Here is a 25266-nt window from a genome sequence, read left to right as displayed (position 1 = left end):
TTGGCCTGCGGCCGGGAGGCCCAGTGCAAACGCCTCAGTGCGGCTGCCCATCGCCGTAAGGGCAGGCCTACCGGGGAGGTTTTCAGGGACGCAGGATCGCGGGATCCAACACCAGCTCGATCAGGTACGGGCGGTCCGCGGCCAGCGCCTGTTCGAACGCTTCGGCGAATGCTTCGGTCCGCTCCACCCGCGTGGCACCAGCGCCGTATGCCTGGGCCAGGGCAACCATGTCCGGGTTGACCAGATCGGTGCCATAGCGGCGGCCCGGGTAGTGCTTGTCCTGGTGCATGCGGATCGAGCCGTAGGAGCCGTTGTTCACCACGATGACAATGACGTTGGCGCCGTACTGCATGGCGGTCGCCAGTTCCTGGCAGGTCATCTGGAAGCAGCCATCGCCAGCGAAGCACACCGCCGGTCGTGACGGCTGGGCGAGCTTGGCAGCGATTGCCGCAGGCAGGCCGTAGCCCATCGAACCGGACGTCGGTGCCAGTTGGCTGCCCCAACCGCGGAACGGGTAGAACCGGTGCACCCAGAGTGTGTAATTGCCGGCGCCATTGCTGATCACCGCCTCGGGCGGCAACCGGCGTCCCAGCCAGGCAACGATCTCACCGAGCTGTACCGGTCCGAGCAGCTCGGTCGGCTGCTGCCAGGCGACGCGGCTTTCACGCGCGCGCGCCAGCCAGCTTTGGCGCTCGGCAGAGATATCGCTTGATTCGAACCCGGCGGCCGCCTCGGCAAAGCCTTGCACCGCGGCGCAGATCGCCAGATCCGGTACCCGCACACGTCCGGGCTCGTGCGGGTCGGGATGGATGTGGATCAGTTTCTGCCCTGGCTTGGGCACCTTCACCAGTTCGTAATGACGGGTGGTGATATCGCCCAGCCGGGTGCCGACGGCGATCAGCAGGTCGGCCTCATCGATCAGTTTGGCGAGTTCGGGGTTCATGCCCAGACCCGCGTCACCGGCATAGTTGGGGTGGCCGTTATCGAAACGATCCTGACGCCGAAAGGCGGTGGCCACCGGCAGGCCCTGGGTTTCGGCGAACCTCTGCAATTGCTGACGAGCCTCGGCGCTCCAGCCGGAGCCACCAAAGATCGCCAATGGTCGCCGGGCTTCGGCTAGCATCTCACGCAGCCGGGTCATCGCTTGTGGCGCTGGGTAGCCCTGGCTGATCGGCGCAGGGCCGACCTGGACCGGCTCGATGCGTTCGTACAGCAGATCCTCCGGCAGGCCGAGAACCACCGGGCCCGGTCGTCCGGAACGGGCGGTGCTGAAGGCGCGAGAGAAGTATTCCGGCAGACGCGCGGCCTCCTGGATGTCAGTGGCCCACTTGGCCACCGAACCGAACAGCGCGCCGACGTCGATTTCCTGCCAGGCTTCGCGTTGCTGGAAGTTGCGCGGTACCTGGCCGATGAATATCAGCAGCGGCGTCGAGTCTTGCGCGGCGACATGCAGCCCGGCCAACGCATTGGCACTGCCCGGCCCGCGGGTGACGAAGCAGACGCCTGGGCGTCCGGTGGTCTTGGCGTAGGCCTCGGCCATCATCGAGGCCCCGCCTTCCTGACGGCAAACTACCAGGGCGATGTCGGGGGCGTCGTGCAACGCGTCGAGCACGGGCAGGAAGCTTTCTCCAGGGACCGTGAACACTCTGTCGACGCCGTTGCGCCGGAGCAACTCGACGATGGCCTGGCCGCCGTCGGGTCTGTTGTCTTCTGTCATCGGGGCCTCGCTGAGTCGGCTGACAAAGGCTGCACGGACCGGGCCCGTGCAGGTCGGATTCACTCTAGCAGTCCCGCTTCCTGGTAGTACTTGCGTGCACCTGGATGCAGCGGGGCGGCAAGATTGGCCGGCTGCGCCGAGCCTTTGGCGGTCCAGTCCTTCATCGAGCCGAACGAACGTTTGAGGGCGTCCTGGCCTTCCATGACGGCTTTGGTGATGGCGTAGGCGTCATCGTCGGACATCGACTGCGTGGCGTACAGCGAGGTGCTGAAGCCGACGCCTTCTACGGTTGCATCCTGACCTTCGAACATGTTGGCCGGCATGGTGGCGCGCACGAATCCGAATTTCTCCAGATAGGCGATAGCTTCCTCGCTGAGGTCGAGGAAGCGCTGGCCGGGGGTGATCGACAGTTGCGCGGTGTTCGGGTGTCCGGCCGTGGTGATGCCGATGATCATATCCAGCTTCTTGTCGCCGAATTGGTCCTGCAGGATGCTCAGGTTCGATTTTCCGATGCTGCCGCCGTAGGACTCGATGTCTTCATAACTCAGGCCGTTGGCTTCGAGGATCAACTTGGCGATGTATTCATTCAGGCTGCCCTGCGGACCGGTACCGATGCGCACTGGCAGTTTCTTCTCCTTGATCTCGGCGATGGACTGGATATCGCTGTCAGTCTGCACGGTGATGCGTTGGTAGTACTGGTCGATGCCGCCCACCAACCCGCGCACGTTTTCGATCTTGCGGTCGAATGGGCCGAAGGGCTGTTGGGCCCAGGCGGCCACCGGGGGGAATATCAGACCGATGTCGGCGCGCTTGGCCGCCAGCAGCTTGGTGTTGGCGATTGCCATTGGCGTGCCCTGGATATCGACCGTTGAGCCTTCTGGCAGGCGCTGGAGCATTTCGCCGCGCAGGGCGCCGGCGTAGGCGTACCAGGTGGTACCGGTGGGGCCGGCAGCGAACTTGACGTTCACGGGTTCGGCGGCCAGCGCGTCGCCGCAGAGGCCGACGGTGCCCAGCAGGGCAACTGCCGCGTATTTCGCGAGGATCTTTTTCATCTTGTTGTTCTCCTTGGTTGAATTCAGCTGATCCCGTGGCGCTAGACCCCGGATCGTCCCAGCACACAGCCCGCCCGCGCGGCTCTGGATTTGCGGCTCTGCCACACCCAGACCGCGCAGAGCAGGACCAGCCCGCCTAGCGACGCCTTGAGCACCGGTGCAATCAGCAACGCAGCGGCGACCAGCAACAGCGCCGATTCCAGCAGTGAGTTGTGGGCGCGCAGGTAGCCGGCCACACACCCGGCCAGGGCGTAGCAGCCGATCACCGCGGTGACCACGGCGGGAACGATGGCCTGCCAGTCGCCCTGCAGCAGCAACGCTGGGCTGAAGACGAAGGCGAAGGCCACCAGGAACCCGGCCAGGCTGTAGCGGAACGCCACCCAGCCGGTCTTCCAGACATCCGCCTTGGCGATGCCGCCTGCGACGAACGCGGCCAGGGCCACCGGTGGCGTGACCATCGACAGCGCGGCGAAATACAGCACAAAAAAGTGCGACGACAGCGCCGGGATGCCGAGCTTGTCGAGCGCCGGAATCGCGAGGATGGCGCCCATGATGTAGGCCGCAGTGGTCGGCATGCCCATGCCCATCACGATGACCATGAACATCACCAGCAGCAGCGCCGGGATCAGCATGCCGCCGGACAGCGCGGTGACGAAGCTGCCGAAGGTCAGGCCGAGGTTGGTCATCGAGGCGATGCCGACCACGATGCCGGCTCCGGCGCAGGGGATGGCCACGGCGATGGCACCGCGCGCACCGGAGTCCAGCGCCTGTATCGAATCGCTGACTACCGAGCCCGCAGCCTTCAACACGCCATGCCCGCCCTCGGCGCGAAAGCCTTCCCAAGCGCGAGTGCAGAGGCCGAACACCAGGGTGATCCAGATAGCCTCGAGGGTCGCCGAACTCAGAGCCCGGCCGGCCATGATCTGGTAGACCAGCACGAACACCGGGACCAGCAGGTACAACCGCTTGAGCACGCTGTTCCAGGTAGTGCCCAGCTCCGAGCGCTTGAGGCCGGCCAGGCCCTTGCGCCGCGCCAGCAGGTCGACGACGAAATACAGCGCGACGTAGAACAGCAGCGCCGGAATCAGCGCAGCGATCGCCACCTCGGCGTAGGGAATGCCCATGAACTGGGCGATCAAGAAGGCCGCTGCGCCCATGACGGGTGGCATCAGTTGGCCGCCGGTGGAGGAGGCCGCTTCGACGGCTGCGGCCTGCTCGGCGCTCATGCCCGATTTCTTCATCGCCGGGATGGTGAACATGCCCATTACCGCGGCATTGGCCGTGGCGCTGCCGCTGACCGAGCCGAACAGCGTCGAGGAGACGATCGAGACCTTGGCCATGCCGCCACGGAAGCGACCGACCAACAGCACGGACAGGTCCATGAACAGCTGACCGCCGCCGAACAACTGGAGAAAGGCGCCGAATAGGAGGAAGTAGAAGACCTGGCCGTAGGAGACGATGCTGGGGATACCGAACACGCCTTCGTTCTGCAGTACCTGCACATCAAGAAAGGTTTCGAGGAACAGGCGGGTCGGCTCGCCATCGTGGCCGATGATGCCGAGCATCGGGATGTCACGCAGCTGCGGGCCGATGAACTGGTAGACCAGAAACACCAAGATGACCACGGTCAGACCCAAGCCCAGCGCGCGGCGCACGGCCTCGATCACCAGGACGATGGTGGTGATGCCGATCACCAGGTCGATCGGCCGCAGAGGATCGACCATGGCGATGCGCATCGTCAGCTGTTCAGCGTTGAACAGGTAGAACAGGCCGATAGCGACCGCCACGGTGGCCAGCAAGTAGTCCGAGGCGCGCACCACGTTGAAATGACCGAGGTCCTGCTTGCGCAGGGGGTGGGTGATGAAGGTCAGCACCAGGCCGAACATGATGTGGATCGGCACGGCGACGATCAGGTCCAGCGGCGTGCCGTAAACCATGTAGATCTGGAACGCCGACCAGCAGAGCGCTACGAAAGAGGCGGGATTGACGAATTTTCTCATGGGGTCAGTCCTGCACGGTGGCGGCTTGAGGCCGGAACATGGTGGCGCTGCGCGGAGGGCGGGCGTGCGCGCAGTTCGAGCCTGGGATAGGAGCACTGGAGGCGGCGAGACGGGCCGGCAACCCGGAGGTCTGGCGAAGGATCATGACGGTTCACCGTTGTTTTTCTTATCGGTTGTCTGCTCGGCCGATGCAGGGCATCGGCGGCGGATTCATCTTGCTGCCTGTCGGATGGCCTGGCCATTAACGATTTTTGATACGGGCCATCAGGCAGTGCTCTAGCTATTCGCGCAGGGGCTATTGGCGCCGTTCAGCGCGGATTTCACCGAGCAGCGCGGACACCGCGACGCCGAACAGCAGTGCCCAGAATGGCGAGCTGATGCCCAGCAACGAGAACTGGCTCATCGCAACGGCCAACGCCACGAATGCACCGATCTGACAGACGCCGCCTTTCTGGAATGCCTGCTGCAGCGCGCCCAGCAGCACGCCGATCATGGCCAGCCCGGCGACCACCACGATCAACGCCTTGGGGAAGGCCAGAATGAAGGGCACCGCCAGCCCCGCGAACAATCCGAACAGCCCGAACAGCACCCCATTGACGATCGCCGCGCCGTAGCGCAGGCGCGGATCGTCGCCGGCCTGCTCGGAAGAACAGATGGCTGTCATCGGACCGGCGATATTGGCGTTGTGACCACCGAGCAGCCCGGCCAGCACGCCGCCGATGCCGCTGATAACCGTCATCGCGTTGACCGGCGGGCGATATCCTTCGGCCATCAGCACTCCGGTGGCCTGGGCGTTTTCCGCGCCGATCACCAGCGCCGTCAGTGGAACGGTGATGGCCAGGAAGGCATCGAGCGAGAAGCTCGGCGCGGTGAAGGCCGGCATCACCCAGGCGATGTTCACGTCCGCCGGTTGCAGCTGGCCCAGGGCGAAGGCCATCACCAGCCCGATCACGCCGGCGACCAGCACTGGCGGCACCGCACGGGTGAACCGTGTGACCAGGAAGAAGCTCAGTGCGGCGACGCCGGCGATCAGCGGCGCGCTGACGATGGAATCGATCGCGCCGGTGGCGAAGCGGATCAGTGCGCCGGCAATCATGGCCATCACGATCGGCATCGGCAGCCAGCGCATCAGTTTTCCGATCAGCCCGGTGATGCCCAGTATGAAGACCAGCAGGTCGCTCATGATGAAGGCACCCACCGCATCGCTGAACGGTATGACGGTCAGCGATGCGGCGAGGATCGCCGCGCCGGGAATGGTGTAGGCGCCGCAGATTGGCTGTCGATAGCGCAGCGCCAGAAACAGGCTGATCAGCCCGCCGAGGACGTAGATTGCGAACAGCCAGGCGACCGTCTGCGCATTGCTCAGACGGCCGGCTTCAGCGGCGTTGATCACCACCAGTGCCGGGCCGGTGCAGCCGAACAGGGCAGCGACCACGCCGGCGCTGATGGATTTGGAATTGAATGCTCGGCGCAGCGTCGGCTCGCCGGTGGTGGCGGCTATATCGACTGCCGGATGGGAAAGGTTCTGGGACATGGCAACGCCTTCGCTTTGTTGTTGTGCGTTCGCCGAGCGCCGCCCGCGGTGGACGGCACACGTGTGAGAGTTACCCGCCGCGGCGCTTATTCACCACGAAAGACCGCCTGACGCTTGCCGTGGAACGCCTCGACGCCTTCCTTGAAATCTGCCGAGCTGCGCAGCCGGCTGTAGCAGTGGCCTTCCATTTCTATGGCGACTGTCAGCGGCGCGTCCTCGTTGTCATTGATCAGCTTCTTGGCGGTGCGCTGGGCCAAGGGCGAGAAACGACGCAGTTCGTCGACCAGCGCGTCCACGGTGCTTTCCAGCTCGCCGTCCGGTACGCATTCAGTGGCGATGCCCCAGTCGTAGGCCTGCTGACCGGTAATGCGCTTGGCGCGCATGACCATGTGCTTGGTGCGAGTGATGCCGATGATTTTCTGCAGGCGAGCGGAGCCGCCGGACCCTGGAATCTGGCCGAGATTCTGCTCGGGAAGGGCGTAGCGGGTGGTCTCGGACGCGATGCGGAAATCACATGCCAGCGACAGCTCGAAACCGACGCCAAAGGTGTAGCCACGGTTAGCGACGATGACCGGCTTGGTGCAGCGCGCCGGTGCCGCGACGTTCCAGGCCAGCTTGGAGACATGCTCCGGGGAGGCCTCGAGAAAGCCTTTGATGTCGCCCCCGCTGGAGAAATGTTCGCCCTGGGCGCGCAGCACGATGACGCGAATCCCGTTGTGTGCATCCAGGGCTTCGAATACTTCGCGCAACCTGTCGCGTTGGCTCATGGCGATCACATTGAACGGCGGGCGACCCAGAATCACATCGGCGCGTTCGCGGTCGAGGCTGAGCTCAACGGTGAAGCCGTCGAATTGGGTTTCCATAAATTGTTCGATCTGCTGGTTATTCATCGTGTTTCCTCATTGTGAAGGGGATCAGCTGACGGTTTCGGAGCCGTATTGCGCCACCAGCATGCGGCGCAAGATCTTGCCGACCGGGGATTTGGGGATCTGGTCAATGAATTCGTAACGGCGTGGACGCTTGAAACGAGCGAGTCCCGAGGAGACGCAATGGGCGTCCAGTTCGGCTTCGGTCACCGGGTGGCGTAATTTGATGAAGGCTGCGATCAATTTGCCCCACTGCTCATCGGGGAGCCCGACCACCGCGACCTCCTCGACGGCCGGGTGCAGCGACAGCGCGTTTTCAATCTCGGCTGGGCTGACGTTCTCGCCGCCGGTGATGATCAGGTCATCGACTCGGCCGGTCACAAAGAGGTCGCCATCCTCGTCGAAAAAGCCGGTGTCGCTGGTGAAGTACCAGCCCGCCTGGATTGCCTTGGCGTCGGAATCGGGGCGCTTCCAATAGCCTTCGAAGGCCTCATCACTGGCCAGGTCGGCGATGATCTGACCTTCCTCGTTCGGCTTGCAGAGGTCGTCCGGCGAGGTGCTGCCCAGTGCGACGACACGGATGCGCTGATTGAGCGCACTGCGCCCGGATGAACCCGGCTTGCTGCTGGCCTTCTGGTCGATGGTGAAGGTGTAGATTTCGGAGCTGCCGTAGTGGTTGACGAACAGCTCCGGCTTGAACGCCTGATCGACCCGCTGCATCAGGCCATCACTCATCGGCGCGCCAGCGAAGCCGAGCTTGGTCACGCTGGCGACACGCTCGGGGTTGAAGGCGGGATGCTCGATGAGCATGTGATACAGCGTTGGTACCAGATACAGGTTGGTGATGCGCTCGCGCTCGATGGCATCCAGCGTCGCTTCGACATCGAACTTGGGCACGCACACGAAATGACCGTCGAGCAAGGCCATCGACAGAAGGGAACGCACACCCATGGTGTGATACAGCGGCATGACGCCCAGGGTGCGCTCCTCATGGCCGTAGAGATTCTGCGCCACATGCGCCACGGCGGAGGCTCGCTCGGCGCGATGGCGGCGGGGCACGCCCTTGGGCCGGCTGGTCGTGCCTGACGTGTAGAGCATGAGCGACCAATCTTCAGGGGAGGCACGCAGGATCGTTTCGTTCGGTGGCTGAGCGCAGAGCTGCTGAAAACTCATGACGCTGTCGCACACCGGCCCGCCGAGGCTGATACAGCGGATATTCTCGACTGCGCATCCCTCCACGGCGCTCCGCCCAGAGTCGTCATAGACCAGCACGCGAGCCTCGGCGTCCTTGAGGCACCATGTCAGGTCCTCCGTGGTGCAGCGCCAGTTCAGGGGCGTCATGATGATCCCGCTGAACTGGCAGGCCCAGTGCAGCGTGGCCATTTCCCAACGGTTCTGCATGACGGTGACCAGATGGTTGCCCTTCGTCAGGCCCAATTGCTCGAGGCCGAAGCTCGCGCGCTGAATGTCATCGAACCAGGCCTCGTAGGTTTTCCTGAGCTCGCCATCGCTGATCGCGATCGCGTGCGGTCGGCGCTCGACCGCGGCGAGAAAGCTGCGTCCAAGGTCAAACATGGTTGTCGTTCTCCACGGTGTTTTCTTGTCGTTGTCGTGACACTTCCAGTACCGCCTGGACCATGCCGGTGTAGCCGGTGCAGCGACACAGATGCCCGGAAAGCATGTCGCGGACCTGCGTTTCATCCGGATTCGGCATACGCTCCAGGAATTCGACGCATGACATGAGGATCCCGGCGGTGCAGAACCCGCATTGCAAGGCGTGATGACGGCTGAACGCCTGTTGCAGGTCGTTCATGATGTCGTCGCGGGCCAGCGATTCCACGGTGTCCACGCGGCGGTCATGAGCCTGTACCGCCAGCATCAGGCATGAGCGCGAGGCCACGCCGTCTACCAGTACCGTGCAAGCCCCGCACACGCCGTGCTCGCAGCCCACGTGCACGCCGGTGGCGCCCAGCTCGTGGCGCAGAAAGTCGCACAGCTGCATGCGAGGCTCGGCCGGGGCTTCGCGCTGGCGGCCGTTGAGTTCCACTTTGACGGGGAAGCGCTGGTCAGCTGGCGCGTGCATGGTCGGTACCTTCGATCAGTTGTTGGCCTAGCTCGCGCACCAGCTGACGCCGGTACGCCGCGCTGGCGTGTACATCGTCCTGCGCGCCAAGCGACCAGGCGAATGTGTTGAGTGCGTCCTTGAGTTCCGCGCCCAATGGCAACCGGCGTAGGACCGAGCGATCAGCCACGCCGCCAATGCCAAGGTCCACCTGGTCCTGTCTGATGCAGGCGGCCAGCGCAACCAACGCGAAGTCGCCATGGCGCATCGCAACCTCACGAAAGCGATAGCTGACACCGGGTTCGAGCAGCGGAAAGTGCACTTCGACGACTAGCTCGTCTGGGCGTTTTTCTGTGGTCAGCACGCCCTGGAAGAACTGCTCGGCCGGCAGCTCTCGACGTTTACCCTTGAGTGATTCGAGTACCACCGTGCCGCCTAGCGTGACCAGGCACAGCGGGATCTCGGCGCTAGGGTCGGCATGGGCGACCGAGCCACAGACGGTGCCCCGGTTGCGGGTCTGGAAATGACCGATCCACGGCATGGCTTGAGCCAGCAGGGGCACTTCATGGACCAGGCTGGAGCGGTCCAACAGCTCCACCTGGCGCACGGCAGCACCCACGACCAGGCGGTTTTTTTCCAGCTTCTGATAATGCAGGTCGCTGGCGTGGTTGATGTCGATCAGCACCTTGGGTTGCGCCAGGCGCATGTTCAGCACCGCCATGAGTGACTGCCCGCCTGCGATGATGCGGGCGTGCTCGCCGTGTTCGGCCAGTAGCTGCAGCACCTCGCGCTTGTCAGCGGCACGGATGTAATCGAATGCGGCGGGTTTCATTTCTCACCTCCGAGACCCAGCAACGTGCGCAGCCGCTGCCACAGGCTGGTTTCCACTGGCTTGCCCGTCAGTCGATGCGCTAGCCGTGTGAATATCTGGCCGATGATCACTTTCGAAGCGCTCTGCAACATGCGTCCGCCGACCGCGGCGACCTTGCCGCTGACCGCGGCGTCGTAGGCGTAATCCAGGCGCGTATAGCCGCTTTCCAACTCGATGAAGCTCACCTTGGCGCTGCCGGTAGCGGAGCCCATCGGGCTGTTGCCTGAACCGGACAGCCGCAATGAATGCGGAGGCTCAAGGTCCGTAAGCCCGACGCGAGCGGCGAAGCGCGCGCGAATCATGCCAACGCCCACCGTCACGTCGGCGCGGTAGTGGTGCTCGCTTTCCAGCTCGAGCGCGTGGCAACCGGGGATGATCGCCTTGAGTGTTTCCGGATCGAGCAGGGCGTCGAACACCGCCTGCGGCGGTGCCGGAATCTCGACCGAATCCTGGGCCTGCAGGGCAGAGCCGCCCGCCACCCGTGGACTGTGCAGCGTGACACCTTCGGGCGGAGGCGGCTCGTCGATGCCGATCATGGTGCGGACCCGTGAAGGCGTCAGCGGCAGCTTGATATCGGAACGTCCCAGTGCGTCGGCCATGGCATTGGCGATGCACACCGGTGTGCTCATGTTGTTGCCTTCGCCCACGCCCTTGGCGCCAAGCGGAGTGAAGGGCGAGGGCGTTTCCATATGCAGGATCAGCGGCTCGATAGCCTCGGGAGCGGTTGGCACCAGGTAGTCGGCAAAGGTACCCGACAGGAAGCTGCCGTCTTCGCCATACGCGAATTCTTCCATCAGCGCCACGCCGAGCGCCTGGGTGAAGCCCCCGCGGATTTGTCCGTCGACCAGCATCGGGTTGAGGATGCGGCCGGCGTCGTGGCAGGTGACGTAGCGGTCTATCTGTACCTCGCCCGTGATCCGGTCCACCTCAAGACCGCAGTAGTCGAAGATGAAGCCGTAGCACAGCGAGCTGTTGATGCAGTCGTTGTCATCCGGAGCGGTCAGCTGCGACGGCGTCCAGAATGCGGTTTCGCGTAGCCCACCTTCCTCGTTATCGGGAAGCAGGCCTGGCGACCAGTGGGTGGACCCCGCGATACGATGGAACGCCTGGCTGGGGCCGTCCTCGACAAATACCTTGCCGTTGGCAAAGCGCAACTGGTCGGCCGGCACGTCCCACATCGACGCCGCAATATCGGCCATACGCTCGCGAATTCTCACGGCGGCCTTGTAGACAGAGCCGGCAACCGCACCGGCAAAACGGCTGGAATAATTGCCGGATGCGATCGACCAGGCGTCCTTGCCGGTGTCCAGCTCGACATTGACGTTGATGCTGTCGAGCGCCACGCCCAGCACCTCCGAGACGATCTGCGCCACGACGGTCTGATGCCCCTGACCCTGGGGCGTTGATGAAATATGCACGGTGACGCCACCGAGCGGGTCGACGCTGACCGTGGCGGTGCTGACCGCACCGTTCTTAGGCCCGCTCTTGCGTCGTTCCTCAGGCGTCATCGCCGTGGTGATATAGCCCATGTTGGATATCGACGGCTCGACTACTGCGGTGTAGCCAATGCCATAAAGGCGGCCTTCGGCACGGGCCTGTTCGCGGCGCCGTAACAGTTCATCGAGCCCACCCTCACGAACGGCGAGATCGACCGTCGCGGGGTAATCGCCGGAGTCGAGTAGGGCCCCGGCAGCGGCCCGGTAGGGAAAAACGCCCGCTGGTACGAGATTGCGGCGAATGACCTGTAACGGGTCCAGCCCCAGCTGGCTGGCGACCTTGTGCATCAGGCGCTCGAGCGCGAAATACACCTGGCCGCCGCCGAACCCGCGGTTGAGACCGCTTGGGACTTTGTTGGTGAGCACGACGCGATTGCGCACCGACAGATTGCGGATGGCGTAGGCACCCGACAGGTTGCCGTGCATGCGGTAGAAGGTAGCCGGCTCCGGCGCGCGCAGGTAGCCACCGCAGTCGTCGATCTGGTCATAGTGCAGGGCGGTCACGCGCCCGTCGCTTTCGACCGCTGCCTGAATCTCGCAGACCCGGTTGGTTGCGCTGGACGAGGCTTGCAAGTGTTCCAGCCGGTCCTCGACCCACTTCACCGGTGCGCCGACCTTGCGTGCCGCCAACCCCATCAGCACCACGTAGGGGAAAACCCCCTGTTTGATGCCGAAGCTACCACCCGAGTCTGGCGGCGTACGAAGGCGCAGACGATTGCCGGGTACGTTCAACGCACGCGCCATCACCGAGTGCAGTGCATAGGGGCCCTGAAAATTGGAAAGGACGTCATAAGTGCCGGTTGTAGGCTGGTATTGCCCCAGCACCACGTAACACTCGATGGGCGTACAGGAGTTTCGCGGGTAATGGACCTTGATCGAGACCCGGTGAGGGGCGGTTTCGAACGCCTGCTCCGGCTCCCCATAGTGGAAGTGTCGCTCGTTGACCACGTTGCTGCCGACCGCTTCGTGAAGCACGGGGGCGCCGTCTTCCGCCGCGGCCTCCGGATCGATGATCGGCGGGAGCGGTTCGTATTCGACCCGCACGGCATCCAGCGCGTCCTCGGCCAGGTAGCGGTCTTCGGCGATCACCACACAGACCGGCTCGCCAACGTAACGGGCTTTGTCGATCGCCAGGCACCAGTGTTCCATGGGCGCACGAACGCCCACAGGGAACGGATTTGCCCAGCGTTTGACATCTTCTCCGGTGAGGACGCCATGCACGCCCTTCATGGCCAGCGCAGCGTCCATGTCTACCGAGATGATGCGGGCGTGGGCATGAGGAGAGCGGACAATGGCAGCGTGCAACGTGCCGGGTGGAACGGCGACATCGTCGGCATAGCGGCCCAGCCCGCGCAGTAGCGCCGCGTCCTCGACGCGACGCTGGGACCGTCCTATCTGGCCGACCCCGTTCTTGGCAGTGGGTTGGTAGGTGTTCATACGGGACTCTTGTTCTGATGTGTCCCGAGTATCGAAGAGCGCCCGGCCAGGCCGCCTTGCCTGTCGCTATGAAGTTTTGCCCATGGGTTTTGGAATTTACCGCTGAGTCTGATTTTGACGATAAAGCCTGCTCGCGCGATGGGAATGGAGCCAATAGGCGCGCCGCTTGCGATCAGGGCGATGCGGCCTGAACCCAGGAGATTTTCTGGATTTATGAGCGCTTGCTGTTATGGCGCGCTTAAATGGCGCTGACGAGACTGACGCTGGAAATTCGACCGTTCCAGATCATTTCGTAATGAGCGGTCTGGACGATGGACAGCACCGGCTTTGGTGTCATCAGCGCCCAGCATTCCTGGTCTTCTTTGCGTACCGAGCGGTATCGCAAGCCGGGCTTGCCGGAGGCTTTCACCGAGCGTCCGAGGCGACGGCCTTGAGCGTAATCATCGGGATCGTAGATGGGGTCAGTCATCGGGACGGACGTTGCGTCGAGCATCCCGGCTTCGTTGAATCGGCACGACAAGCCGCGGAAGACGAACCGGTCGTAATTCAAGCCATGAACTTTCGACCAATACTGGTCCTGGTGATAGCGCACTTCGGCAAGGGCCGTATCCATCGTGCTGGCCAGGTAAAGCACGCCGAAGGTGCCATCGCTGAACCGCGACCCCGCGGGGTTCACATGGGTAAAGGGACTGGTTGCGTATGAGCAGCCCGGAATGCCGAAGGGGATTTCCGTACGGGGTATCAGCTCGAGGCGCCCGGTCTCGTTGTGGAGTCTCGGGTTCGTCAGGGCTTGCAACTGATACAGCGTGTCGAATTCGGCCGCGTCTGCAACATCATCGAACAAGGCAATAGGCGGAAACTTCGAGTTAACCAGCCGATACGCCTGCAGCTGGGCGTCAGCCCGCTCCGGCAACTCGCCCAGCGCTACCATTGAGCCCCCCGTAGGCTATCGATGCGCCGGAACGATTCGTACAAGGAGATCATGTCGCCCTGGGCCATGATCTCCAACGGCGAGCGTCCGTTGAAGAACTCGTTGTGGTTGGCCATGGCAGGGAAACCGTAGACGTTTTCCGGGTTATCGAAAACCAGCCGTAGCGCGGCGTGAATGTTGAGCACGAAACTGATGCGTTGCATCTGGTCCGGGTCGAGGTTCACCGACCAACTGGCGTCACCCAACTTGGCGCGCGCATGGGTGCTGCGCGAGATCCGCAGGATGTTGCAAGCCTGTTCGGTGGTCGCCTGCCACTTCTCAAGAATATTCACCGCGGCTCGCAGGCCCGTTGCGCATTGATCCTTCGTAAACGCCGGTGCTGGGAGAATTGCTGTCATGGCTTATGTGCCTGCTTTGATTCTGTAGACGCAAACATAGCATTTGTTGTGTCTGTAGACAAAGGTTGCAGCAAGGAGCCCATCTCGGAGCACGGAGCCGTCAGGCTTTCTTCATCGACCAATAGGTGGGTTTGAACAGGTCTCGCTCACCCAGCAGCACTACGCCGACAGCGAAGGCACAGAGCACCAGCGCGATATACAGGCACAACTGCAGCAACCCCTGCGGCGCGGGCAGCCAATGCAACGCCGTGGCGACTGCAGCCGCGGTGGCGAGCCAACGCAAGAGCACGCCCGGCGCCAGCCCTGTGGGCGACGCACGATAGACGTACAGTCCCATGAACAATGCCTGCATTGTCGCGCCGCAGGAGAAGGCGAACGCCAGGCCCTCTGCACCGTACGGAGCGTAGAGCAGTGCGTCGAGGCCGATCGTCAGGGCAGAGCTGATCAACGTGATTACCAGAAACAGACGTGACTGATGCTGAGCCAGGAGCGCGCGTCCCCAAAGCAGCGCCAGCCCCATTGCAGGAAGGCCCAGCGCATACAGGATCACCAGCGATGCCGTCGCGTCGGTTTGCGGTGCACCGAACTGACCTCGCTCGAGTAGCACCGATACCACCGTTTGCGGGAACGAACATAGCACCACCGCCGCCGGCACCAGGAATAGCAGGGTGGCCAGCAATCCTTTGCGTATCACTGCGGCGTGGCCGCTGAGATCGTCGTCGTTCCAACTCGAGACGAAACGAGGAAAGAGCACCGCTAACACCGACAGCGCATAGAGCGTGAGCGGAATGGTGACGATGCGGAACGCAAAGGACAGCATGGTGATGCTGCCTTCATCCAGGAAGGAAGCGAACATGCGCTCGGCAAGAATGCAGCCTTGCTGCGCCCCGGCGGCCAGCAGAACCGGCGCGAATGCGAGGCCGAAGCCGCCCGCATGCCCCGTCGTCTCTACGGTCTTGGCTCCACGCAGATAGGCGATGCGCCGATGTTGCACCAGTATCAACCCCAGTTGGGGCAGCAGCATGCCGATGAAGATCACCATGCCGGTGGGCTGGAACAGCAGGATCCCGATGATCGCGCCGGCGTTGAGCAGTACCGTGCGCGTCATCGGCAGGATGAACACTTCATCCATGTTGAGCAGCGCCCCCTGGCAATACAGGACAGCCTGAACGGCGATGAGCGCTGCGCCGACGCAGAACACGATCTGGCCGGAGGCAACTTGAGCGTCTGTCCAGCCGGGCGCCAGCAGGTTGAGGATCCAGTAGCTGCCGACGACGGCGACGCCACTCACCGCTGCGCCCATAAGCATTACCCGCCAGTAGAGCCAGCGGCTGACGGTCTCAAACAGGGCTTCGGACTGGCTACGCAGCTTTTGCAGGTACGGGATCATCGCATCGCGCAGGGCGAGACCGAGGAAGTTCTCGAAGAACATCGGCAGGATCAGCGCGACGAAGATAAGGTCCGCTTCCCAGCTCAGGCCGAAGGCCTTGGCAATGAACAGGTCGCGTAGAAAACCGAGGAGAAAGCTGGCGACAGTCAGCGCCAGGATAACCAGTGATGCGTTCATTCCTTGATCCTGTGCAGACCATTATCGGGTGGCCTGATGAATAGCGGTATGTCGACCAGATGCAGTGGCTCGCCGGAGCAGTTCCGCTGAGTCTCGCTCGCCAGCGCTCCGGAGAACGATACATAGACTGGAAGGCTCAAGCATGGTTCCTGGGACCTGATCGCAGGTTTTGCGGTCCGTTTTGCTCAGGACAACTCCGGATACGTAAAAATGCCGTAAATCTCCTTTGCGAGCGGCGTGCGACTGCTTATGGTTCACGCTCATTTCCAAGCGAACCCCGTTCATGTCCGAGGCAAACACTTCTTCTACCGGCTCCGTATGGCGCTGGCTGATCATTGGCGGCATGATCATCGCGATCGTACTGCTGCTCTGGTGGCTATGGCCAACCGCCGCCGAGAAACCGAAACAGCAACCTGGCGGGCGTCCGGCTTTCGGTGCGTTCGGTGGCCCGACACCGGTACGGGTCGCGGTGGTCGAACAGGGCCGGTTCGAGGTTTATGCCAAGGCGCTGGGTACCGTTACGCCCCTCAACACGGTAAATGTGCGCAGCCGTGTGGCTGGCGAGCTGGTCGAAGTGCGCTTCGAAGAAGGCCAGCGGGTGCAGGCCGGCGACTTGCTCGCCGTGATCGATCCGCGCCCCTACGAGGTGGCGCTGCAACAGGCGGAAGGTACGCTGCAGCAGAATCGCGCGCTGTTGCAGAACGCGCAGGTCGACCTCAAGCGTTATCGGGGCTTGTTTGCAGATGACAGCATTGCCAAGCAGACCCTCGACACGCAGCAGGCGCTGGTCAACCAGTACCAGGGCACACTCGCCGCGAATCAGGCGGCGGTCAACGAGGCCAAGCTGAACCTGCAGTTCACTCAGATTCGCGCGCCGATCGATGGCCGCGTCGGCTTGCGCCAGCTGGATCAGGGCAACCTGGTCGCGGCCAACGACACCACGCCGCTGGTGGTCATTACCCAGACTCAGCCCATGGCGATCAGCTTCACTCTGCCGGAAAGCGACCTGCCGCCGGTCATTTCGCGTTTTCGTCGCGGCGACGAGCTGTCGGTGCAGGCCTGGGACCGTGGCGAGCGGGTGCTCTTCGGCGAAGGCGTACTGGAAAGCCTCGACAACCTGATCGACACCACCACCGGTACGCTGAAAATGAAGGCCCGCTTCGATAACGAGGCGGAGCTGCTGATCCCCAACCAGTTCGTCAACATTCGCCTGCGCGTGGAAACCCTGGACGACGCGATTCTGATTCCGTCAGCGGCGTTGCAGTTCGGCTCGCGTGGAAACTATGCCTACGTCGTCGGGGAGGATTCGAAGGTCGAGCTGCGGGTGCTCGAGGTGGGCCCGAGTAATGGTGACAAGACGGTCGTCACCAAAGGGCTGAGTGTCGGCGAGCGGATCGTCATGGAAGGCACCGATCGCCTGCGTGACGGCAGCGAAGTCGAAGTGGTGGATCGCCAGACGCTCGCCGAAGAAGCGGCCGCAAATCCGAAAGTCGATACCCAGAGCGCCAAGGAGCGTCCGGCGCGATGAACCTGTCGCGGCTTTTCATTCTCCGGCCGGTGGCGACCACCCTGACGATGATCGCGATCCTGCTGGCCGGGTTGATCGCCTATCGCATGCTGCCGGTTTCGGCGTTGCCGCAGGTGGATTACCCGACCATTCGGGTCATGACGCTGTATCCAGGAGCCAGCCCAGAGGTGATGACCAGCGCCGTGACCGCGCCGCTGGAGCGCCAGTTCGGGCAGATGCCCGGGCTAACCCAAATGTCCTCGACCAGTTCCGGCGGCGCGTCGGTGATCACCTTGCGGTTCTCGCTGGAGGTCGAGCTGGACGTGGCCGAGCAGGAGGTCCAGGCGGCCATCAATGCCGGCAGCAACCTGCTGCCGAACGACCTTCCGGCGCCTCCGGTGTACAACAAGGTCAACCCGGCGGATACACCAGTGATGACGCTGGCGATCACCTCGGAAAGCCTCGCACTACCGGAACTCCACGATCTGGTCGATACGCGCATGGCACAGAAGCTCGCGCAGATCAGCGGCGTGGGCATGGTCAGTATCGCCGGAGGGCAGCGCCCCGCGGTGCGCATTCGAGTCAATCCGGAGGCGCTCGCGTCCTACGGCTTGTCGCTCGCCGATGTACGCACCTTGGTGACCAGCTCCAACGTCAACCAGCCCAAAGGCAATTTCGACGGCCCGACGCGGGTATCGATGCTCGATGCCAACGATCAACTGAAAACGCCGGAGGAATACGCCAATCTCATATTGGCTTATGAGAATGGCGCGACACTGCGACTGAAGGATGTCGCTCACATCATCGATGGCGCCGAGAACGAGCGCCTCGCCGCCTGGGCCAATCAAAGCCAGGCCGTGCTGCTGAATATCCAGCGTCAGCCCGGTGCCAACGTGATCGAGGTGGTCGAGCGTATTCAGGCGCTGCTTCCCGAGGTCACCGCCAGCATGCCGGCCGGTCTCGATGTGGTGGTGCTCACCGACCGCACGCAGACCATCCGCGCCGCGATCACCGATGTGCAGCACGAACTGTTGATGGCCACCTTCCTGGTCGTGATGGTCACCTTCGTGTTCCTCAAGCGTCTGTCGGCGACCATCATTCCCTCCATCGCGGTGCCGCTGTCGCTCATCGGCACCTTCGCAGTGATGCATCTTGCCGGATTCTCACTGAACAACCTGACGCTGATGGCCCTGACCATCGCGACCGGTTTCGTGGTCGATGACGCCATCGTGATGTTGGAGAACATCGCCCGCCACGTGGAGGAGGGCGAGACGCCACTGCAGGCCGCGCTCAAAGGTGCCAAGCAGATCGGCTTTACGTTGATCTCGCTGACGCTGTCGCTGATCGCCGTGCTGATTCCGCTGCTGTTCATGCAGGACGTGGTGGGGCGTCTGTTCCGCGAGTTCGCCATCACCCTCGCGGTAGCCATCCTGATCTCGTTGGTGGTGTCGCTGACGCTGACGCCGATGATGTGCGCCAAGTTGCTAAAGCCAGCCACGGTGGAGAAATCCAAGCCGGATTGGGTCGAGCGCCTCATCGGCGGCTACGCGCGCTGGTTGACCTGGGTGTTGGGCCATCAGGCGCTGACCTTGCTGGTCGCGGTGGTGACCCTGGGGCTGACGGTGGTGCTGTATCTGGCTGTGCCGAAAGGCTTCTTCCCGGTGCAGGACACCGGCGTGATCCAGGGCATCAGCGAGGCGCCGCAGTCGATCTCTTTTCGAGCGATGAGCGAACGGCAGCAATCGTTGTCCCGCGTGATTCTCGCCGATCCGGCGGTGGCCAGCCTGTCGTCTTATATCGGTGTCGACGGCGACAACGTGACCCTCAACAGTGGTCGCCTGTTGATCAACCTCAAGCCTCACGCCGAGCGCGCCGTCACCGCGAGCCAGGTCATCGATCGGCTGCGCCCGGAGCTGGCGAAACTGCCGGGCATCGAGCTGTACATGCAACCGGTGCAGGATCTGTCGATCGAGGACCGGGTCAGCCGCACGCAATTCCAGTTCAGCCTCGAATCACCGGATGGCGAGCTGCTGAAGGAGTGGACGCCACGCCTGGTCGCGGCCCTGCGCGAACGCCCTGAGCTGACTGACGTCGCCAGCGACCTGCAGAGCGATGGTCTGCAGATCTATCTGGATATCGACCGCGACGCCGCGGCGCGGCTGGGTATCGGAATATCAGCGATCACCGATGCGCTGTACGACGCCTTCGGTCAACGCCAGATCTCGACCATTTTTACCCAGGCCAGCCAGTACCGCGTGGTGCTCGAGGCGGAGGCGGGCAACCGTATCGGGCCGCAGGCACTGGAACAACTGTTCGTGCAGAGCGAGGGAGGCACCCCGGTGCGACTGTCGAGCCTGGCAACCCTGGAGCAACGCAGCGCACCATTGTTGATCAATCACATTGGCCAGTTCCCGGCCGTGACATTGTCATTCAACCTGGCCGACGGTGTGTCGCTGGGCAAAGCGGTGGAAGTCATCGAAGGCATCGAAGCCGAGATCGGCCTGCCGGCCGGCATCCAGAGCCGCTTCCAGGGCGCCGCCGAGGCGTTCCGCGCATCGCTGTCGAGCACCTTGCTGCTGATCCTGGCGGCGGTGGTGACCATGTACATCGTGCTGGGCGTGCTCTACGAGAGCTATATCCATCCGATCACCATTCTGTCGACGCTGCCATCGGCCGCAGTCGGCGCCTTGCTCGCGCTGTTGCTGACCGGTAACGACCTGGGGCTGATCGCCATCATCGGCATCATTCTGCTGATCGGTATCGTCAAGAAGAACGCGATCATGATGATCGACTTCGCTCTCGAAGCCGAACGGCAACAGGGCATGAGCCCGCGAGACGCCATCTATCGGGCAGCATTGCTGCGCTTCCGTCCGATCCTGATGACGACCCTGGCCGCTCTGTTCGGTGCGGTACCGCTGATGCTGGCGTCCGGCTCGGGTGCAGAACTGCGCCAGCCGCTGGGGCTGGTGCTGGTCGGCGGGTTGTTGCTCAGCCAGTTGCTCACGCTATTCACCACGCCGGTGATCTACCTGTTCTTCGATCGCCTGGGCAATCGCTTTGCCCGCAAGGACGCGGCAGGGCAGGAGGCGCGCGTATGACCGGCAACATTCGGCCAGCACCGCTATGCGATCCCGTGGCTATTTCTCGGATGGGCTGCACCCGTCCTAGGTGCAGGGATCGGCTCGGGCAGGGCTTCGGTTTATCGTCCCACTTCTCGCTTCGTGCTTCCGGTTCGCATCCATGAACCTCTCGGCGCCCTTCATCGCCCGCCCGGTGGCGACCATGTTGCTGAGTCTGGCGATCCTGTTGTTAGGCGGAGTCAGCTTCGGGCTGTTGCCGGTGTCGCCACTCCCGAACATGGATTTCCCGGTCATCACGGTGCAGGCCAGCCTGCCAGGGGCGAGCCCGGAAATCATGGCATCGAGCGTGGCGACGCCGCTGGAACGCTCGCTGGGCAGCATTGCCGGTGTCAGCCAGATGAGTAGCCGCAGCAGCCAGGGGTCGACGCGGATCATCATCCAGTTCGACCTCGAGCGCGATATCAATGGCGCTGCCCGAGACGTGCAAGCGGCGATCAATGCTTCACGGAACTTGCTGCCCAGCGGTATGCGCAGCATGCCGACCTATCGCAAGATCAATCCTGCCCAGGCACCGATCATGGTGTTGTCGCTGACCTCCGAAGTGCTGAACAAGGGGCAGCTCTACGACATTGGTTCGACCATCTTGGCACAGAAGCTTTCGCAGGTTCCGGGTGTCGGCGAAGTGCAGGTTGGTGGCAGTTCGCTGCCGGCGGTGCGCGTCGAGCTGCAGCCGCAGCAGCTGGAACAATACGGTGTGTCCCTAGACGAGGTCCGTCAGACCATCGCTGCGGCCAACGTGCGCCGCCCCAAAGGCATGGTCGAAGACGATGATCGACACTGGCAGGTGCAGGCCAACGATCAGCTGCACGAGGCGGCCGACTACCTGCCGCTGATCATTCGCTATCAAGACGGTGCGGCATTGCGCCTGAGCGACGTGGCCAAGGTCCGCGACGGTGTTGAGGATCGCTACAACGACGGTTTTTTCAACAACGACCGGGCCGTGCTGCTGGTGATCAATCGCCAGGCCGGCGCCAACATCATCGAGACCATCGAAGGCATTCGCAACGAGCTGCCCGCACTGCAGGCCATCGTTCCTGGCAGCGTCAACATGGCGGTGGCGATGGACCGCTCGCCGGTCATTCGCGCAACGCTGCACGAGGCCGAACGGACTCTGCTGATCGCGGTGGGCCTGGTCATCGTCCTGGTGTTTCTGTTCCTGGGAAGGTTGCGTACCGCACTGATACCGGCGCTGGCGGTGCCGGTATCATTGGTCGGCACGTTTGCCGTGATGTACCTGTTCGGCTTCTCGCTCAACGTGCTGTCGCTGATGGCCTTGATCCTGGCCGCAGGCCTTGTGGTGGACGATGCCATCGTGGTGCTGGAAAACATCGCGCGGCATATCGACGAAGGCGTACCGCCGATGCGTGCGGCCTATATCGGCACCCGTGAGGTAGGGTTCACCCTTTTGTCGATGAACCTCTCGCTGGTGGTGGTGTTCGTCTCGATCCTGTTCATGGGCGGGCTCGTGGAGCGGCTGTTCCGCGAGTTCTCCATCACTTTGGCAGCCGCCATCCTGGTCTCGTTGCTGGTCTCCCTGACGCTAACACCCATGCTTTGCGCCCGCTGGCTAAAGCCACATCAGCCTGAGCACGAAGGCCGCCTGCATCGTTGGAGCCACGACGCTCACCAATGGCTGTTGCGGCATTACAACCGGTCCCTCGGATGGGCGTTACGTCATCACCGCATCACGCTTTTTACCTTGCTGGCGACCATCGGTCTCAATGTCTTCCTGTATATCCAGGTTCCCAAAACCTTCCTTCCACAGCAGGATACCGGCCAGCTGACCGGCTTTATCCGCGGCGACGACGGGCTGTCGTTCCAGGTCATGCAGCCGAAGATGGAAGTCTTTCGCAAGGCGGTGCTGGCCGACCCAGGAGTGGAAAGCGTGGCGGGCTTCATCGGCGGCCAGGGCGGCATCAACAATGCGTTCATGATCGTCCGGCTCAAACCGCTGGCTGAGCGCAAGATCTCCGCACAGAAAGTGATCGAGCGGATTCGCAAGAACCAGCCGAAAGTGCCCGGCGGGCGCATGTTCCTGATGGCCGATCAGGACCTGCAGTTCGGTGGCGGTCGGCAGAGCAGCTCGGCGTACTCCTACAACCTGCTGGCCAGCGACCTGGACGATCTACGCACCTGGGTGCCGCAGGTCACCCGAGCGCTGAAGGCGCTGCCGGAACTTACCAGCATCGATGCCAATGAAGGCGAGGGCGCACAGCAGATCAGCCTGAAGGTGGATCGCGATGCCGCCAAGCGGCTCGGTATCGACATGAGCACGGTCACCGCGTTGCTCAACAATTCCTTCAGCCAGCGGCAGATATCCACCATTTACGAATCGCTTAATCAGTATCAGGTGGTGATGGAAATCGATCCGCGTTACGCCCAGCATCCCGAAGTGCTTGAGCAGATTCAGGTGATCACAAGCGATGGCCGGCGTGTTCCGCTGGCAGCCTTCGCACGTTACGAACGCAGCCTGGAAGAGGACCGGGTCAGCCATGACGGGCAGTTCGCCGCCGAGAACATAGACTTTGATCTGGCCCCCGATGTCAGCCTCGATCAGGCGACACGGGCCATCGAACGAGCGGTTGCCGCCATCGGCATGCCGAGCGAAGTCCAGGGGCGCCTGGGCGGCACCGGAGATGTGTTCAAGTCCACGCAGGAAAGCCAGCCCTTGATGATTCTGGGGGCTTTGCTGTTGGTGTACATCGTGCTCGGCATTCTCTACGAGAGCTACATTCACCCTCTGACAATTCTGTCCACGCTGCCTTCGGCCGGTGTGGGCGCGCTGTTGGCGATCATCCTGACGCGAGAGGAGTTCAGCCTCATCTCGCTGCTTGGACTGTTCCTGCTGATTGGTGTGGTGAAAAAGAACGCGATTCTGATGATCGACCTTGCCCTGCAGTTCGAACGTAACGATGGACTGTCCCCAGCCGAGTCGATCCGCCGGGCCTGCTTGCTACGTTTCCGCCCGATCCTGATGACCACCATGGCGGCCATTCTCGGCGCGTTGCCCTTGCTATTGGGCGGCGCGGAAGGTGCCGAGATGCGCCAACCGCTGGGATTGACCATCATCGGCGGTTTGTTGCTCAGTCAGATGCTCACGCTTTACACGACGCCGGTGGTCTACCTGTACCTGGACCGGGCGCGTCATCGTTTCAATAGCTGGCGCGGTATACGTACCGACGCCGCCCTGGAAAATCCGCTATGACCTCGTTGTGTTCGAAGTATTCCGTGCGCCCGCTGGCCCTCTTCGTGATGGCGTTTTCGCTGGGCGCCTGCACCCTGGGCCCCGACTACCAGCGCCCTGAGCTGCCGCTGGCTGCAGCATTCAAACAGGCCGAAGGTTGGAAGAGCGCGACTCCGTCTGATGTATTGCAACGCGGCGATTGGTGGACGCTCTACGGCGATGCCGAGCTGAACGCGCTGGTCGGGCGGCTGAACGTCTCCAACCAAAATCTGGCTGCCGCCGAGGCGCAATATCGACAGGCACGCGCGCTGGTGCGTGGCGCGCGTTCGCAGCTGTTTCCAGTGGTTGGGGCCAGTGGCGGCGTATCGCGAGGTGGACAGGGCAGTTCAACCAGCAGCACGCAAACGGGCATTGGTAGCAGCGGGGTGAGCGAAAGCTATGAAGTAGGGCTCGATGCATCCTGGGAACTGGATATATGGGGCCGGCTGCGGCGCAATCTGGAAGCCAATCGCGCCGACATGCAAGCCAGCGCGGCGGACCTGGCCGCGGTTCGCTTGAGCCTGCAGTCCGAGCTGGTACAGACCTATCTGCAGCTACGCGTAATGGACGAGCAGCAGCGCTTGCTCGATCAGACGGTCGCGGCGTACGCGCGCTCCCTGCGTCTGACAGACAACCAGTACCAGGCCGGCATCGTACCTAGATCGGATGTCAGCCAGGCACGAACGCAACTGAAAAGTACCCAGGCGCAGGCCATCGACTTGCGTTGGCAGCGCGCGCAGATGGAGCACGCTATTGCGGTGCTGATCGGAGTGCCACCGTCGGAACTGAACATCGCCGAGCGCCGCGATATTCCACAGTTGCCCGACGTGCCGCTGGCGTTGCCATCGCAATTGCTGGAGCGCCGTCCGGACATCGCCTCGGCCGAGCGTCAGGTGATGGCCGCCAATGCGCAGATTGGCGTGGCCGAAGCGGCCTGGTATCCGGACCTGACCCTCAGTGCCAGCGGCGGCTATCGAAACAGCAGCTTCAGCAACCTGATCAGCCTACCCAATCGCTTCTGGTCGCTGGGCCCGCAACTCGCGCTGACCGTGCTCGACTTCGGCGCACGTCGCGCCGAACTGGAACAGGCCGAAGCCAGCTATGACCAGACAGTGGCTACCTATCGGCAGACCGTGCTCGACAGCTTCCGCGAGGTCGAGGACAGCCTTGTGCAACTGCGTGTGCTGGCCGAGGAAGCAGTTGTACAGCGCGAAGCACTGGAGGCGGCGCAAGAGTCACTAAGGCTGATCGAAAACCAGTATCGCGCCGGGACCGTCGACTTCCTCAGCGTGGCAACGGTGCAGACCACCGCGCTGAACAACGAGCGCACCAATCTGACATTACTGGGCGATCGCTTGACCGCCAGCGTGCAGCTGATCGCGGCGCTGGGTGGCGGCTGGGACATCCAGCAACTGGATACCGAGCTGGATCCGCAATAATCACCAGGCGAAAAAAAACCAGGCCG

General features: G+C 62.9%; 16 protein-coding genes. 4 read left to right on the top strand and 12 right to left on the bottom strand.

Going from position 1 to position 25266, the window contains the following annotated elements:
* Positions 1 to 82 precede the first annotated feature (82 nt).
* The 12 genes from UF78_RS11280 to UF78_RS11225 all read right to left on the bottom strand — a co-directional run bounded on the left by UF78_RS11280 (position 83) and on the right by UF78_RS11225 (position 15931).
* Positions 83 to 1717, bottom strand: a complete 1635-nt coding sequence (locus UF78_RS11280) for a thiamine pyrophosphate-binding protein (RefSeq protein ID WP_045162316.1) — start codon at positions 1715 to 1717, stop codon at positions 83 to 85.
* 59 nt (positions 1718 to 1776) lie between these two features.
* Positions 1777 to 2769 carry a TAXI family TRAP transporter solute-binding subunit gene (locus UF78_RS11275; RefSeq protein ID WP_045162315.1) on the bottom strand — a complete coding sequence of 331 codons (993 nt, stop codon included), beginning with the start codon at positions 2767 to 2769 and terminating at the stop codon, positions 1777 to 1779.
* A 41-nt stretch (positions 2770 to 2810) separates the two neighbouring features.
* Positions 2811 to 4769, bottom strand: coding sequence for a TRAP transporter permease (locus tag UF78_RS11270; RefSeq protein ID WP_045162314.1), 1959 nt, complete (start codon positions 4767 to 4769; stop codon positions 2811 to 2813).
* 295 nt (positions 4770 to 5064) lie between these two features.
* On the bottom strand, positions 5065 to 6303 hold the full coding sequence (locus UF78_RS11265) for a benzoate/H(+) symporter BenE family transporter (protein WP_045162313.1): 1239 nt from the start codon (positions 6301 to 6303) through the stop codon (positions 5065 to 5067).
* A gap of 86 nt (positions 6304 to 6389) precedes the next feature.
* Positions 6390 to 7193, bottom strand: a complete 804-nt coding sequence (locus tag UF78_RS11260; RefSeq protein ID WP_045162312.1) for an enoyl-CoA hydratase/isomerase family protein — start codon at positions 7191 to 7193, stop codon at positions 6390 to 6392.
* Positions 7194 to 7217: 24 nt separating this feature from the next.
* Positions 7218 to 8744, bottom strand: a complete 1527-nt coding sequence (locus tag UF78_RS11255) for an AMP-binding protein (protein WP_045162311.1) — start codon at positions 8742 to 8744, stop codon at positions 7218 to 7220.
* Positions 8737 to 9252 carry a (2Fe-2S)-binding protein gene (locus UF78_RS11250; RefSeq protein WP_045162310.1) on the bottom strand — a complete coding sequence of 172 codons (516 nt, stop codon included), beginning with the start codon at positions 9250 to 9252 and terminating at the stop codon, positions 8737 to 8739. Before UF78_RS11250 ends, UF78_RS11255 begins: the two co-directional genes overlap by 8 nt.
* Positions 9236 to 10063: an FAD binding domain-containing protein gene (locus UF78_RS11245; RefSeq protein WP_045162309.1), complete on the bottom strand. Its 828-nt coding sequence runs from the start codon at positions 10061 to 10063 to the stop codon at positions 9236 to 9238. Before UF78_RS11245 ends, UF78_RS11250 begins: the two co-directional genes overlap by 17 nt.
* The gene (locus tag UF78_RS11240) at positions 10060 to 13035 is read right to left on the bottom strand and encodes a xanthine dehydrogenase family protein molybdopterin-binding subunit (RefSeq protein WP_045162308.1); all 2976 of its coding nucleotides are present in this window, start codon (positions 13033 to 13035) and stop codon (positions 10060 to 10062) included. Before UF78_RS11240 ends, UF78_RS11245 begins: the two co-directional genes overlap by 4 nt.
* A gap of 238 nt (positions 13036 to 13273) precedes the next feature.
* Positions 13274 to 13966 carry an RES family NAD+ phosphorylase gene (locus UF78_RS11235; protein ID WP_045162307.1) on the bottom strand — a complete coding sequence of 231 codons (693 nt, stop codon included), beginning with the start codon at positions 13964 to 13966 and terminating at the stop codon, positions 13274 to 13276.
* The gene (locus tag UF78_RS11230) at positions 13960 to 14364 is read right to left on the bottom strand and encodes a hypothetical protein (RefSeq protein WP_045162306.1); all 405 of its coding nucleotides are present in this window, start codon (positions 14362 to 14364) and stop codon (positions 13960 to 13962) included. Before UF78_RS11230 ends, UF78_RS11235 begins: the two co-directional genes overlap by 7 nt.
* A gap of 100 nt (positions 14365 to 14464) precedes the next feature.
* Positions 14465 to 15931, bottom strand: a complete 1467-nt coding sequence (locus tag UF78_RS11225; protein WP_045162305.1) for a lipid II flippase MurJ — start codon at positions 15929 to 15931, stop codon at positions 14465 to 14467.
* A gap of 283 nt (positions 15932 to 16214) precedes the next feature.
* Between UF78_RS11225 and UF78_RS11220 the strand changes: the two genes are divergently transcribed.
* The 4 genes from UF78_RS11220 (at position 16215) to UF78_RS11205 (ending at position 25240) form a co-directional block, all read left to right on the top strand.
* Positions 16215 to 17459, top strand: a complete 1245-nt coding sequence (locus UF78_RS11220) for an MdtA/MuxA family multidrug efflux RND transporter periplasmic adaptor subunit (protein ID WP_045162304.1) — start codon at positions 16215 to 16217, stop codon at positions 17457 to 17459.
* A complete protein-coding gene (locus UF78_RS11215; RefSeq protein WP_045162303.1) occupies positions 17456 to 20536 on the top strand; it encodes an MdtB/MuxB family multidrug efflux RND transporter permease subunit in 3081 nt (1026 codons plus the stop codon). The genes UF78_RS11220 and UF78_RS11215 overlap by 4 nt, the downstream gene beginning before the upstream one ends.
* A 142-nt stretch (positions 20537 to 20678) precedes the next feature.
* A complete protein-coding gene (locus tag UF78_RS11210; RefSeq protein WP_045162302.1) occupies positions 20679 to 23783 on the top strand; it encodes an efflux RND transporter permease subunit in 3105 nt (1034 codons plus the stop codon).
* Positions 23780 to 25240, top strand: coding sequence for an efflux transporter outer membrane subunit (locus UF78_RS11205; protein WP_045162301.1), 1461 nt, complete (start codon positions 23780 to 23782; stop codon positions 25238 to 25240). Before UF78_RS11210 ends, UF78_RS11205 begins: the two co-directional genes overlap by 4 nt.
* Positions 25241 to 25266 lie beyond the last annotated feature (26 nt).

This window comes from Stutzerimonas stutzeri (assembly GCF_000952685.1).
GTDB classification, from domain to species: domain Bacteria; phylum Pseudomonadota; class Gammaproteobacteria; order Pseudomonadales; family Pseudomonadaceae; genus Stutzerimonas; species Stutzerimonas stutzeri_E.
The sequence above is the reverse complement of the archived record's forward strand: the minus strand, read 5'-3'. Positions and strand labels throughout refer to the sequence as shown.